The 13038-nt window shown below is 40.6% G+C and carries 13 protein-coding genes; 9 read left to right on the top strand and 4 right to left on the bottom strand.

Annotation, left to right across the window (positions count from 1 at the left end; genetic code table 11):
• The first annotated feature begins 5 nt into the window (after positions 1-5).
• The 9 genes from H9X96_RS18500 to H9X96_RS18540 all read left to right on the top strand — a co-directional run bounded on the left by H9X96_RS18500 (position 6) and on the right by H9X96_RS18540 (position 8684).
• Entirely contained in the window at positions 6-1190 is a 1185-nt protein-coding gene (locus H9X96_RS18500) for a PAS domain S-box protein (RefSeq protein ID WP_187667701.1), read from the top strand.
• Between the two features lie 106 nt (positions 1191-1296).
• A complete protein-coding gene (locus tag H9X96_RS18505; protein ID WP_187667702.1) occupies positions 1297-1659 on the top strand; it encodes a response regulator transcription factor in 363 nt (120 codons plus the stop codon).
• 437 nt (positions 1660-2096) lie between these two features.
• Positions 2097-2594 carry a phosphoheptose isomerase gene (locus H9X96_RS18510; RefSeq protein ID WP_187667703.1) on the top strand — a complete coding sequence of 166 codons (498 nt, stop codon included), beginning with the start codon at positions 2097-2099 and terminating at the stop codon, positions 2592-2594.
• Positions 2595-2711: 117 nt separating this feature from the next.
• Positions 2712-3440 carry an acyl-CoA desaturase gene (locus H9X96_RS18515; protein WP_187667704.1) on the top strand — a complete coding sequence of 243 codons (729 nt, stop codon included), beginning with the start codon at positions 2712-2714 and terminating at the stop codon, positions 3438-3440.
• Positions 3441-3451: 11 nt separating this feature from the next.
• On the top strand, positions 3452-4252 hold the full coding sequence (locus tag H9X96_RS18520) for a DUF1295 domain-containing protein (protein WP_187667705.1): 801 nt from the start codon (positions 3452-3454) through the stop codon (positions 4250-4252).
• Positions 4253-4315: 63 nt separating this feature from the next.
• Positions 4316-5347 carry a cyclopropane-fatty-acyl-phospholipid synthase family protein gene (locus tag H9X96_RS18525; RefSeq protein WP_187667706.1) on the top strand — a complete coding sequence of 344 codons (1032 nt, stop codon included), beginning with the start codon at positions 4316-4318 and terminating at the stop codon, positions 5345-5347.
• Complete coding sequence (locus H9X96_RS18530) at positions 5347-6591, top strand: NAD(P)/FAD-dependent oxidoreductase (protein WP_187667707.1); 1245 nt, start codon at positions 5347-5349, stop codon at positions 6589-6591. The genes H9X96_RS18525 and H9X96_RS18530 overlap by 1 nt, the downstream gene beginning before the upstream one ends.
• A gap of 9 nt (positions 6592-6600) precedes the next feature.
• Positions 6601-7440, top strand: coding sequence for a DUF1365 domain-containing protein (locus H9X96_RS18535; RefSeq protein ID WP_187667708.1), 840 nt, complete (start codon positions 6601-6603; stop codon positions 7438-7440).
• Between the two features lie 2 nt (positions 7441-7442).
• Positions 7443-8684, top strand: a complete 1242-nt coding sequence (locus H9X96_RS18540; protein WP_187667709.1) for a cyclopropane-fatty-acyl-phospholipid synthase family protein — start codon at positions 7443-7445, stop codon at positions 8682-8684.
• 149 nt (positions 8685-8833) lie between these two features.
• Here the strand turns inward: H9X96_RS18540 and H9X96_RS18545 are convergent, their stop codons facing one another.
• The 4 genes from H9X96_RS18545 to H9X96_RS18560 form a co-directional block, all read right to left on the bottom strand.
• Positions 8834-9256: an SH3 domain-containing protein gene (locus H9X96_RS18545; RefSeq protein ID WP_187667710.1), complete on the bottom strand. Its 423-nt coding sequence runs from the start codon at positions 9254-9256 to the stop codon at positions 8834-8836.
• Between the two features lie 17 nt (positions 9257-9273).
• Positions 9274-9765, bottom strand: a complete 492-nt coding sequence (locus tag H9X96_RS18550) for a BON domain-containing protein (protein WP_187667711.1) — start codon at positions 9763-9765, stop codon at positions 9274-9276.
• Positions 9766-10206: 441 nt separating this feature from the next.
• A complete protein-coding gene (locus tag H9X96_RS18555; protein WP_187667712.1) occupies positions 10207-11574 on the bottom strand; it encodes a DEAD/DEAH box helicase in 1368 nt (455 codons plus the stop codon).
• Positions 11575-11684: 110 nt separating this feature from the next.
• Entirely contained in the window at positions 11685-13031 is a 1347-nt protein-coding gene (locus H9X96_RS18560) for an MFS transporter (protein WP_187667713.1), read from the bottom strand.
• Positions 13032-13038 lie beyond the last annotated feature (7 nt).

The raw sequence follows: 13038 nt of genomic DNA on the forward strand, positions 1-13038 counted from the left end.
AATTTATGCGAAGAATCCCGGCTATCATTACACTCGTATATCTTGCCCTAGGAGCTCTATGGCTAATTTTGGGCAGTCAGTGGATTCGTTACCTTGATCAGCGTATCCCGGAAAGGGATATGCGCTTTTTATATAGTTATAAGAATCTCATCTTTCTATTTGTTTCCGGACTTATTTTGTTTGTGCTGATCGAAATGTATCGCAGGAGTATCTCTAGAATGCAGAGTAACTATAAACAGCTTTTTGAAGGATCTATAGCTATAATTTATGTATTTGACCGTGAAAATTTCCGCTTATTGGAAGTCAATGAGCGGATGGTAGAACAATATGGGTATACCAGACTAGAATTGTTAAACATGACAGTGATGGACCTGCGGCCAGCAGCGGAGCAGAGTAAGCTGGCGCATTACCTCAAATCCACACATCAGGAAGGGCGTGCTACACAGGTCTGGCTGCACAAAAGAAAAAACGGGAAAACTTTTCCTGCGCTGATTTCTCATCATAAAACGATACACAAAAAACAGGAGGCCTACACAGTGATTGCAATCGATATTGAAATCTATGTGAAAGCCGAAGAACGGATCAAAGAGCTATTAAAGGTATATGAAACGGTAACGAGTGTAACAAATGATGTCATCTGGGAATATTGTCCTGGTACAAATGAACTGAAATGGCAAAATGGTTTCTCGGAAATTTTTGGCTATACCGCAGATTTAAGGGAAAACACTAAAGAATGGATACTGAGCAAGGTGCATCCCGAAGATCAGGATCATGTGGAAAAAAGTATGGCCGAAAGTCTGGAGAAACTGAGTAATTCCTGGCGTTGTGAATACCGTTTGAAATGTGTGGATGGCAGTTATAAATATGTCTCTAATCAAGCTTTTCTCCTACTGGATGCGCTGGGGCAGGCAGAAAAAATGGTAGGAGCCCTGAGAGATATTACCATCCGAAAAAATTATGAAAAGCGCCTGCTGCATAGAAATGAAATACTTAAAAACATTGCTTGGGAGAATTCTCATAAATTCCGGAAACCAGTCAGCAATATCATCGGAATTCTGAACCTGATGAAAATAGAAGAAAAAGGGACAGATGCCTCCTTACTAACCATGCTGGAACGTTCCGCGCTGGAATTGGATGAAATGATCAATAAAATTAATGACAGTACGAACATCGTTGACCAGGAAGAGTAATTTTTCCATTTTATAGGAGATTTATACCCTCTTTGTTGCAGTTTTTTAATATGTGGCAAAATTGTTGCTAGTACTTCGCCGAAGTTCAATTTAAAAACAATTTAATATGATCAAAAGAATACATGTGCTTGAAGATGATGAAGATATCAGGTATATCATTGGCGTTTTACTTAAAGATGAAGGATATGAATTGCAACTATCGTCTACTTTTTCGGAGCTAAAAGGGAAACTGAAAGATTCAGTACCTGATTTATTCATTTTGGATGTGATGTTGCCTGATGGAGATGGAGCAGAAATCTGTAAAGATTTAAAATCAGATATGTTTACGAAACACATTCCAATTATTGTAATGTCTGCAAACGATCAGAATAAAGAGTTGAGTATTGCTGCTGGTGCAGATGATTATGTGAGCAAGCCCTTTGATATTGACTATATTGTGAAAAGAATTAAAAAGTTATTGCTGGATTAATTCCTGGAATACTACATATAAAAATGGCCCTGGGTATTTAATATATTCAGGGCCATTTTTTTAGGCAAGGCTAAGAAATATTGGCCAGGCCTTAAAATAGAAACAGGGATAAACCTTGGAGAGGTATCCCTGTTAATTGATAGTTGGCCCACCACAGACCAACCTAAACCAAACAAACTACGACTATAACGGATGTAATTATATGATAGTTTTAAGTATTTGAAATTAAACATTTCTATGACAATAGGCGGTGGTTATCCTCCTAAGCTTTCGAAGCTACCTGAATGAATAATTTGAAGACGAATCTAGCTAATGGTCACCTTTAATAGGTATTTTTAATTCGGATGTACTGAACTTCAGTTGTTTAGGTTAATCCTGTTACACAGCACTTATTTTACATTGATATATATTATATTTGGCACAAATACGAGAATAAAATGTCAGATCAGAAAAAAGAAATATTTGATGGCGTAGCTCAGCGCTTAAAAATTGAAGGATTTAATGTGGTCAATCGTGATGAAAGCCGCCCTTGGGGAGGTTTTTTCGTAATTGACGAGGACCAGGCACAACAATTTGCCAATGTTTATTTCGATGGACTAAATGTTGATGAATTGAAAATATCAGGTAAACTAAGCCCTAAAATTTTAATTGTTGCCCCAAAAACACGTTTATCATGGCAGTATCACCACCGCCGTGCCGAAATATGGAGAGTGGTAAATGGTACAGTAGGAGTTTGTACCAGTGATACAGATGAACAAGGTGAGGTGAAAGAGCTAACACCTGGTCAAACGATCAAATTAAAACAAGGTGAAAGACACCGTTTAATCGGTTTGGACGATTGGGGAATTGTTTCCGAAATCTGGCAGCATACAGATCCAACAAATCCATCTGATGAAAGTGATATTGTAAGAGTACAAGACGATTTTGGCAGATAAAACCAAATAGACATGATTTAATCCCGTATTGGTAAAACTTTTACGGGATTTTTTTTGCTATTTTGCAAGCCAAACATCAAGATCTGCCATAGGTCAGTATTACGTACATACACAAATATGATTATTTTAGTTTTCTTTCTTTTACACTGGTTCCTCTCCTTATTTTCACAGACTTTCTTTTTACATCGTTATGCCTCGCATAAAATGTTTAAAATGAACGCCTTTTGGGAGAAGTTTTTTTATGCCATTACCTTCTTGTCGCAAGGCTCCTCTTTTCTAAATCCGAGAGCTTATGCGATCCTGCACCGCATGCATCATGCTTTTTCTGATACAGAAAAAGATCCGCACTCCCCACATTTCGTTAAAGATGTATGGGGAATGATGATCAAGACAAAAAATATTTACCTGAATTATTCCAAATTTAATGTAGAACCAGAAGAGCAGTTTAGAGATAAATACCCTTCATGGCCAATCATTGACAAAATCGGAGATTCCTGGATTACCAGAATGGTCTTTATAGGTTTTTACATCTGGTTTTATGTAACTTTTGCTACAGCTTGGTGGATGTTCCTTTTATTGCCGATCCACTTTTTGATGGGGCCGATTCATGGCGCTATCGTCAACTGGTGCGGACATAAATATGGTTATTCGAATCATGATAATGATGACCACAGCAAGAATTCACTTCCATTAGATTTTCTGATGCTGGGTGAATTGTTCCAAAATAATCACCATAAAAAGCCAAATAATCCAAATTTCGCTTCACGCTGGTTTGAATTTGATCCTACATATCCATTGATGAAGGTGATGCATTGGCTGCACATCATCCGAATAAGAAAAGTCTAAAAACATTTTATATGGCAACACCCTATCTTATCTTAATTTGTTTAGTAGCGTGTTGCCTGGTCATGGCACTAGTTTGGTGCTGGGCCGTCAAAATAAACAATGCCGGGGTAGTTGATGTCTTTTGGGCACTCAACTTTCCGCTAATTGCCATGCTGCTGTTTTTCCTGGCTGATGGACTTGAACTCAGAAAACAGCTGATCTGCAGCATGGTGGTCATCGCCGGCCTTCGCCTAGGCGCACACCTGTGGCAAAGGGTGATCGGTCACCTCCAAGTCGAAGAAGGTCGTTATCAACAGCTCCGTAAAGAATGGGCTCCCCATGAAAATAAAAAGTTCTTCTGGTTTTTTCAGTTTCAGGCTTTCTCAAATGTGATTCTCGCTATTCCTTTTTTTCTGATTGCCAGCAATCAGGATACCCATATCCATACCCTTGAATATTTAGGAATTGCCCTTTGGGTGATTGCAGTGCTCGGAGAGGCCATCGCAGATATGCAGTTGAGCCAGTTTAAAAAAGAGGCCTGCAATAAGGGTCAGGTTTGCCAGCTGGGGTTATGGAATTACTCTCGCCATCCCAATTATTTCTTCCAGCTGCTGATGTGGATTGCTTATTTTCTTTTCGCCCTCCATGCCCCATGGGGATGGATTGCGCTGAGCAGTCCGCTCATCATAGGCTATCTGCTATTTACAGTAACCGGCATTCCTGCCACAGAGGAACAGGCACTCCGTTCCAAAGGCGAGCTGTACCGCCAATATCAGCAAAGTACCAGCGTGTTTATTCCTTGGTTTAAAAAGAAGGTTTCGGTCCTTAAATAAAAACCATAGGGACTTAAATAACGTATAGTTAAAGTAATTAGCGATACTTTAATACGAAGATTCATGTGGTACGATACTTTAATTGAACAGAACAAATTACCAGATTTTATATTACGCGCAGGGATTCGCAGATTGCTAAAAAAACGCCTCCAGGACGAAATAGTAGGAGATGCAGAAGCCCAGCAGCAGCGCTTAAATAAGCTGATTGCAAAACTGAAAACCGAACCTATCGCCGTTCATACGGAAGATGCCAATCAACAGCATTATGAGGTGCCCACTGCTTTTTACCAATATTGTTTGGGTAAACATTTAAAGTATTCCAGTGGGTATTGGAATCCGGGAGTGACCTCCTTGGATACTTCCGAGCAGGATATGCTCGCGCTGACCACCAAACGCGCAGACTTGAAAGATGGTCAGTATATTCTCGAACTAGGATGTGGCTGGGGATCTCTCACTTTATTTATGGCTCAAAAATACCCTAATAGTCACATCACCGCAGTCTCTAATTCTGCAACTCAAAAAGCTTATATCGACCAGACTGCAAAAGAAAGAAACCTGCATAACATTACGGTTATCACCGAGGATATCAATGTTTTTAAAACTCCTATCCAGTATGATCGTGTTCTTTCCGTAGAGATGTTTGAGCACATGCGCAACTATGAATTGCTGATGGGCAAAATTGCTTCTTTTATGAAAGATGATGGCCGACTATTTGTCCATATTTTCAGCCATCATAAATTAGCCTATAAATTTGAAGTGAATGATGAAACCGATTGGATGAGCAAGTATTTTTTTACCGGAGGAATTATGCCCTCTAATCACCTGCTGCTTTACTTTAACCAACACCTCAGCATAGCGAATCATTGGTTGGTAAATGGTACAAATTATGCCAAAACATCCGAAGCATGGCTTAAAAATATGGATGCCCATAAAAAGGAAATTATGCCTATCTTAAGGGAAACCTATGGTGCAGACCAAGCCTTAAAATGGTGGGTCTACTGGCGGTTGTTCTATTTGTCATGCGCAGAATTATTTGCCTATAACGAGGGCAATGAATGGATGGTATGTCATTACCTGTTTAAAAAGAAAGCCTGATGGAAAAAGTCGCAATTATAGGTACCGGTATTGCCGGAATGGGTTGCGGTCACCTGCTCCAATATAAATACCACCTTACTTTTTATGAAGAACAGGACTATATTGGCGGACATACCAATACGATTACGCTAGAAGAAGAAGGAGAAACGGTTTATATTGATACTGGATTTATGGTATTCAACCAGCAGACTTACCCCCAGCTGTCCAGGTTGTTCGATAAAATACATGCGCCGGTAAAAGCAACAGATATGTCTTTCAGCGTTCAATACTTGCCTGATAACCTGGAGTATAGTGGCTCAAGTCTGAATCATCTTTTCGCACAGCGGAGGAACTTATTTAATCCTGCCTTTCTGAAGATGCTGATGCAGATCAATCGTTTCAATAAGGAAAGCGTGGCTATTCTTGATCAGCCGCAATACGAAAATTATTCCATAGGCAGGTACATCAGCGAATTTGGATACAGTCAGGATATGCTCTGGAAATACCTGATTCCGATGAGCTCCGCAGTATGGTCTACACCAATGGAGCAAATTCTGGACTTCCCTGCAGTATCATTGATCAGGTTCTTTAAAAATCATGGTTTCCTCGGGTTAGATACTCAGCATCAATGGTATACGCTTCATAATGGCAGTCAATCTTATCGAGAATTATTGATCAAGCCTTTTAAAGATCGAATTCAGCTGCGGAAGAAAGTGGTTGAAGTATCAAGACTCGCCGATGGGAAAGTCAGTGTCCTTGCTGCGGATGGCAGTTCAGCAATATATGACCGTGTGATTCTAGCTTGTCATGCCGATCAGGCACATCAGATCGTAAAGGATAAAACTCCAGATGAAGCACGCTTGCTCTCTAAGTTTAAATATCAGCCCAATAAAGCAGTTCTTCATACCGATAGTAATTTAATGCCTAAAAAGGAATTAGCCTGGAGCAGCTGGAACTACCGGGTAGAAAAGCAAGGCGAAGTTTTGGTACCGAGCACGATTTATTGGATGAACCGTTTGCAGCAGGTATCGAATCATCAGGATTATTTTGTTTCTATCAATCCTTCCAGTGCAATTGATGCAAAAAAGATCATCCGTGAAATTGATTATGAACATCCCTTATTTGATGTTCCTGCGATGCAGGCACAAAAAGAGCTGGTAATCCTTAACCAGCATGGACCGGTTTATTATTGTGGAAGTTATTTTAAATATGGTTTTCATGAAGATGCGTATGCCAGTGCGGCTGCACTTTGTGAAAATTGGTAATGATCATTGATGATGAATTCTTCTTTATATAGCTGTAAGGTAATGCACCATCGACTGGCGCCTAAAAAGCACAGCTTTGGCTATAGCGTATACCTATTTTACCTGGATATTGAAGAGCTGCCCATGCTTGCCAAGAAACTACGCTGGCTAAGTGTCAATCGCTTTAACTTTTTCAATTTCCGGGATAAGGATCATTTACATTTGCCGGAAGAAAGTGCAGATCAGCACCAGGACTCCGCCCAGCATACACATTCTGGTCAAGATAGAAACCTGCGGGATCAGCTTAGGAAATACCTGGATCAACACGGATTGGAGCTGGGAGCAGGCCGCGTTATGCTCCTCACTAATCTTGCCGTTCTGGGCTATAATTTTAATCCGGTATCATTTTACTTTTGCTTTGATGAGCTGGGAGATCCGTTTTGTGCGGTCGCAGAGATCAGTAACACATTCCGGGAGATGAAACTATTCCTGATTAAAAAAGAAGAAATGAAAGGGGAGCGGTTCCGGCAGCGGGTAGAAAAATATTTCTACGTATCTCCTTTTATCGACCTGGATACGCTGTTCGACTTCGATCTGGCCATCCCGAATGAAAAATTAGTCATTCGTATTGATGATTATGATCAACAAGGGAATTGTTTTTTTCTTAGTACACTGATGGGGGATAGAAAACCCTTAACCAACATCAACTTACTGCGTTATTTTTTCTCCATCCCCCTGATTCCACTTCAGGTGATGAGCCTGATTCATTGGCAGGCTTTTTTATTGTGGAGGAAGAAGTTCGCTTTTCATAAAAAGAAAGCAAACCAACATCTACAAAAAGACGTATATAAACCTTTAAAAACGAATTAAAAATGAGGTCGTCGCTTTCCATTACGCTATCTAAAGCTGGATTTTATGAGAAATTAGTCTTGAATGCCTTGTCCAAAATGACAAAAGGCAGTTTAAAGATTACGTTACCAGATGCTCAGGAAATACAAATCGGGGAGGAGCAATCAGCTGTAAAAGCCAATATTCAAATTATAGACACAGCTTTTTTTAAGAACCTGATGCTCTATGGCGATATTGGTTTTGGCGAAGCCTATGTAGACGGTTTATGGGAAACAGACAGTATTACTAATGTCATCAAATGGGTATTACTCAATATTGAAAATGCACCTTCCGTATCTGGTAGTCAGCATAAAACCTGGGCATTAAATGTATTTAAATGGTTAAATAGGGTATACCATAACAGCAGGTCAAATAGCATCTCTGGTTCTCAAAAAAATATTTCGGAACATTACGACCTGAATAATGACTTCTTTTCGCTGTTTCTTGATCCCTCAATGACCTATTCCAGTGGTTATTTTTATAAAGAAGGATTGTCGCTGGCAGCAGCTCAGAATGCAAAATACCAGAGGCTTTGTACTCAGCTATGTTTAAAACCTACTGATCATGTGCTGGAAATTGGAAGTGGCTGGGGAGCTAATGCGATCTTCATGGCTAAAAATTACGGCTGTAAAGTCACCTCCGTAACTATTTCTAAGGAACAGCAGCATTGGGCAATGGAGCAGGTCAGCGCAGCTGGTTTATCGGATCTGATTACTATAGAAATCATGGATTATAGAGACCTTAAAGGGAGCTTCGATAAAATTGTTTCCATTGAAATGCTGGAAGCAGTAGGACATAATTATTATCAGGAGTATTTTAGTAAATGTAATGCGCTGCTAAAAGCTGATGGGATCCTTGCGATTCAGGTGATCACCAGCCCGGACTCCAGGTATGATAGTCTGCGTAAGGGGGTAGACTGGATTCAGAAGCATATATTTCCAGGTTCATTATTGCCATCCGTAGCGAAAATAAATGAGGCCATCAATAAGACCAGTAACCTGACAATGGTAGATTTAAAGGATTTGGGACTGGATTATGAACGGACACTGCAATTGTGGACGGAACAGTTTAACAGACACCGTCTGGCAGTAAAGGCGCTTGGCTTTGACGATCGGTTTATTCGGAAGTGGCAGTATTATTTTAATTATTGCGAAGCGGCTTTTGCAATGAGGAATATCAATGTGATGCAGATGGTGTATGTGAGGCCGAACAATATTACCAGATAGGATTCCTGGTGGAGATTAAAAAAGAATTTAAATTTCAAAATCTATATTGTTACTTTTAGACTGAAATCTTTTGCCCTGAAGAGGACAAAATTTTCTAGGTCTAAAAGTAACAATATAAATTTTTCAGGCATAAAACATGAGTGCCGAATTTACTCTACCGGAGTTAGGTATTGTGTATAGGAATAACCTTGTTCTCCATCGTCGGTTTTAATGAGCCACCATTGATCATTTTCTTTTCCAACAAGTGTTACAATTTCATGGCGGGCAGCTTTTCCAACGATGTCATCATTGGTACTTGGACCTTTACGGATGTTCAGGTTGGAGCTGTTGGTGGTTACCTTTAGCTTAGCGCCCTCAGGGATGCCAGCAACGCTATTAATGTTCATCACGAGGTCTCCTGAAGCATAATTTGGATCAAGACGTTCGTAAGAATCCCAAAGCTGTTGTTTTACAGCACCACTAGTAGCGCCATCAATATATAACACACCATCCTGTTCACGAACATTTAGGTCGTTTACACCTGCGCTGGTTGCCGCATCAATAAGTTCTTTATATTTTTCTTGTAAAGCCATTTTTCTGTCCTCCTGGATTATTTAATCACCAATTGATTGTCTACCTTTTTAGGTTTCAAGGCATTCACTGCCATCATTAATTTTTGAAGGTCGGCTTTTTTAAGTTCTCCTTTTAAAGTAACCACACCATCGTTCACTGTTGCTGCAACCGTAGGGAAGTCTTTTGTAGCATCTTTTACTGCAAGTGCTAATGGGGTATCGGCAGTCACCTCAACTTTAGCGACTTCTATAGTTAGGTTATTCACTACAGATTTTACTCCTGGAACTGCTGCTGCAGCTTTTCCCAAAGCGTCTTTACTCGCTTCGTCTGTCACCTGCCCGGTAATTGTAACGACACCTTTGTCGACAGCAACACCTGAGGCAGATAAGTTAGGGCTCGACTGGATTGCAGTTTCAACCGCGGTTTTTAGGTCAGCATCTTTCGGCGTGCTTTTACAACCGGCAATTGCAGTCACCATAAAGGCAGTCGCGATAACCAGAGCCATCATTTTGCTCATTAGTTTTTTCATGTTTAGATAGGTTTTGTTTAAACTATTGTTGCTCAATCTGTTCTGTTAAGAATGTAGCTACAAGATAGCTAAATAACTTAACGTCTGATGTTAAAAAAAGTTTAACAAAATTGTTTTTTAAACAGTGCCTGGAATTAAATTATTTGAAGAAAATCACTTGCAAATATATTTTCCCAATTTATTTAATGCGCTTAAATCAATGTTAAGAAAGAAAAAAAGCCCGCTGGCCTCACAAATTCCCCATCTCAAAAATCAACTTCTTAAAAATCACCTCCCTGCAATTTAATCTCCCCAAGTATTTTGACCATTAACAAAAAAAGCAAGCATGCTATGAGAAGACCTAGAAAATTTCACCCTTTTTCAGGGTGAAAGATTTCAGTCATCGAATAGTCTTGCTTGCTTTTTTAGAAGAGGGTTAAAGGATCGACCCTCCGCTCTATTTTATCCTTTTGCAGCGCTGCCTTTAGAGCTCCACCTGCGGCTGCCGCTGCTTGGTGTTCTTTTCGCTCCGCTCAGGTTAGGTTCGCGTTGACCGCCACCTTGCCCTTTACCGCCAGATGGTTTACCTCCACCATTACCGCCTCTGCTATTGCCACCACGAGAACCACCACCACCACGTGAACCACCGCCACCTTTAGGTTTCTCAGTTGCTGCGCTCATCAGGCTTTGCCAGCTCATCGCGTAAGGATGATCTTCCGTTACCGGAATGCTTAGTGCAATTAATTTCTCAATATCTTTCAAAAAGTCTCTTTCTTCCGCATCGCAGAAAGAAAGCGCTGTTCCACTTAATCCCGCGCGACCGGTACGACCGATTCTGTGTACATAAGTTTCTGGAATGTTTGGCAATTCATAATTGATCACATGCGCCAATTCATCCACATCAATACCACGTGCTGCGATATCTGTAGCCACAAGAATCCTCGTTGCTTTAGCTTTGAAATTAGTCAATGCCCTTTGTCTGGCATTTTGTGATTTATTACCGTGAATCGCTTCTGCTTTAATTCCTACTTTGATCAGATCTTTAACGATACGGTCTGCACCATGTTTAGTTCTGGTAAAAACTAATGCTGTTTCAATTGACTTATCTTGTAAAATGTGAATCAATAAGTTTTTCTTATCGTTCTTCGCTACGAAAAACATTTCTTGTTTGATCTTTTCAGCGGTAGAAGATACTGGAGTAACCTCTACTTTTAAAGGGTTTGTTAAGATCGTATCCGCAAGCTTTTGGATTTCCTGAGGCATGGTAGCCGAGAAAAACAAAGTCTGTCTTTTTACAGGCAGCTTAGCAATTACTTTTTTAACATCATGAATGAATCCCATGTCCAGCATTCTGTCAGCCTCATCCAGTACGAAGATCTCAACGTCCTTCAGGTTGATAAAACCCTGGTTCATTAAATCTAATAGTCTGCCTGGAGTGGCGATCAAAATGTCTACACCGCGGTTTAGCGCATCAGTTTGTGCTTTTTGGCCCACACCACCGAAGATCACCAAATGACGAAGCGGTAAGTTTTTACCATACGCTTTAAAGCTCTCCTCAATCTGGATGGCCAATTCGCGTGTTGGTGTTAAAACCAATGCTTTGATGTTCTTATGAACTTTAGTATTTGCGTGAGGCTTGCTCAGCAATTGAAGCATAGGAATTGCGAAAGCGGCAGTTTTACCTGTACCAGTTTGCGCGCAGCCTAATAAATCTCTGCCTTGAAGTATAGTTGGGATGGATTGTTCTTGTATTGGGGTAGGTTGTGTATAACCTTCTGTTTGGAGCGCTTTTAAAATTGGCTCAATCAGGTTTAATTCTTCGAATAACAATGTGTTTGTCTTTTAATGTGTAATAATGAAACGAAAGAATATCGTTCAATGCAAAGATACGTATAACTTTTGGCTTTTAGGTAATTCGCTTATTTATAGCTAAGTGTCTGTTAATTAGTTGGTTTATTTTCTTTGAAACGGCTAAAAAACAATAAGGCGAGCACGCAGAGTACAAAGCCAACGACTCCATTTAAGCGCAGTCCATAGTCCTGTCCGGGGTCTTTTCCATAGACTGTCAGCATGGCGAAAATAGCGATTCCGAGCGTCTGACCGAGTTTCACAAATAGGTATTTTACCGCAAAAAACATCCCTTCATGGTTTTCTCCCGTTTCTTCGGTGTCTTTCTGGGCGATGTCGGCAAGGATCGCATTGGGAAGGATACCTAATGCAGCCAGGGGGAAGGAAGCACAGCAAACCAGGATAGACATCTGCATGGTTGGCGAGAAAGGAAGTTTCCCCAGGAAAAATATAGTTACAAATATCAGGCTGAGCACGCCAAAAGCAACGAGTACGAGTGGCTTCTTTCCGAATCTTTTAGCCCCATAATTGATGAAAGGGTAGAAGACCAGTGACAGCAATACCATGATGCCCATAAACTTCCCGCCATCGGAATCTGGTAGACCCAATAATACGGTGACGAAGAACAGCAGTCCACTGGAAATGATGCTCAATGCGATGTAATAGCTGAAATCTGAAATCAGGTAATATTTGAAATTTGAATTCCTGAATGTGTTTTTTATAGCCGGTAGCAGGGCGATATGTGTGGGCTTGGCATTGGTATATTCTTTTTCATTAATAAAGATAATGGGTAGGATCATGACCAGTCCGGAAAAAATACTGAGAGCCCAGATGGTATACTGCAAGGCTTCGGCACGTCCGGTTAGTGGAAAAAATTGCTGGATCAGGTCGGCATAATTATTACATAAAGCGGCCAGAATCATGCCCAATACAAACCCAATCTGCTGATAGGTAGAAAGCCTTACTTTCTGATCTGCACTATTGGTCAGCTCTGCCAGTAAAGCATTGTATGGAATGATATAAGTGGTGACCGAAATGAAAAAACCAGCCAATACAAAGGTCAGCCACCAGGCATTGGTAATGCTTTCGCCCCTCACCAATGGGTAGAAAACCAGGGCACAAAAAATAACCGCGGGTACAATCGCGTACTTCATGATCGGAATTCTCCGGCCTTTAGGATTGGTACTGGCATCACTTACAGCAGCAATAAAAGGATCGTACAACGCGTCAAATAACCTGCCGGAGGCTGCAATGAGCGATAAAATATTGAAAGCTCCGAATACCAATAATTGCGGCACCAGTGGATACAATCCGGAATTATTTGGCGGCAAATAAAAGTAAGGCAGCATCACAATGATTAGATTGGTCATGATGCTCCAGCCCATCATTCCGGCAGCGTAGGCTATTTCTTTTCTGAATGGCAGTGGTTTTATCGGCATATTCTTT

Origin of the sequence: Pedobacter sp. N36a, from assembly GCF_014472395.1 — a bacterium.
Taxonomy (GTDB): Bacteria; Bacteroidota; Bacteroidia; order Sphingobacteriales; family Sphingobacteriaceae; genus Pedobacter.

What these genes read in the sequence shown, in the direction of transcription:
- H9X96_RS18500 (WP_187667701.1), top strand. Translation starts at nt 6, where the DNA reads ATGCGAAGAATCCCGGCTATCATTACACTCGTATATCTTGCCCTAGGA.
- H9X96_RS18505 (WP_187667702.1), top strand. Translation starts at nt 1,297, where the DNA reads ATGATCAAAAGAATACATGTGCTTGAAGATGATGAAGATATCAGGTAT.
- H9X96_RS18510 (WP_187667703.1), top strand. Translation starts at nt 2,097, where the DNA reads ATGTCAGATCAGAAAAAAGAAATATTTGATGGCGTAGCTCAGCGCTTA.
- H9X96_RS18515 (WP_187667704.1), top strand. Translation starts at nt 2,712, where the DNA reads ATGATTATTTTAGTTTTCTTTCTTTTACACTGGTTCCTCTCCTTATTT.
- H9X96_RS18520 (WP_187667705.1), top strand. Translation starts at nt 3,452, where the DNA reads ATGGCAACACCCTATCTTATCTTAATTTGTTTAGTAGCGTGTTGCCTG.
- H9X96_RS18525 (WP_187667706.1), top strand. Translation starts at nt 4,316, where the DNA reads ATGTGGTACGATACTTTAATTGAACAGAACAAATTACCAGATTTTATA.
- H9X96_RS18530 (WP_187667707.1), top strand. Translation starts at nt 5,347, where the DNA reads ATGGAAAAAGTCGCAATTATAGGTACCGGTATTGCCGGAATGGGTTGC.
- H9X96_RS18535 (WP_187667708.1), top strand. Translation starts at nt 6,601, where the DNA reads ATGATGAATTCTTCTTTATATAGCTGTAAGGTAATGCACCATCGACTG.
- H9X96_RS18540 (WP_187667709.1), top strand. Translation starts at nt 7,443, where the DNA reads ATGAGGTCGTCGCTTTCCATTACGCTATCTAAAGCTGGATTTTATGAG.
- H9X96_RS18545 (WP_187667710.1), bottom strand. Translation starts at nt 9,256, where the DNA reads ATGGCTTTACAAGAAAAATATAAAGAACTTATTGATGCGGCAACCAGC.
- H9X96_RS18550 (WP_187667711.1), bottom strand. Translation starts at nt 9,765, where the DNA reads ATGAAAAAACTAATGAGCAAAATGATGGCTCTGGTTATCGCGACTGCC.
- H9X96_RS18560 (WP_187667713.1), bottom strand. Translation starts at nt 13,031, where the DNA reads ATGCCGATAAAACCACTGCCATTCAGAAAAGAAATAGCCTACGCTGCC.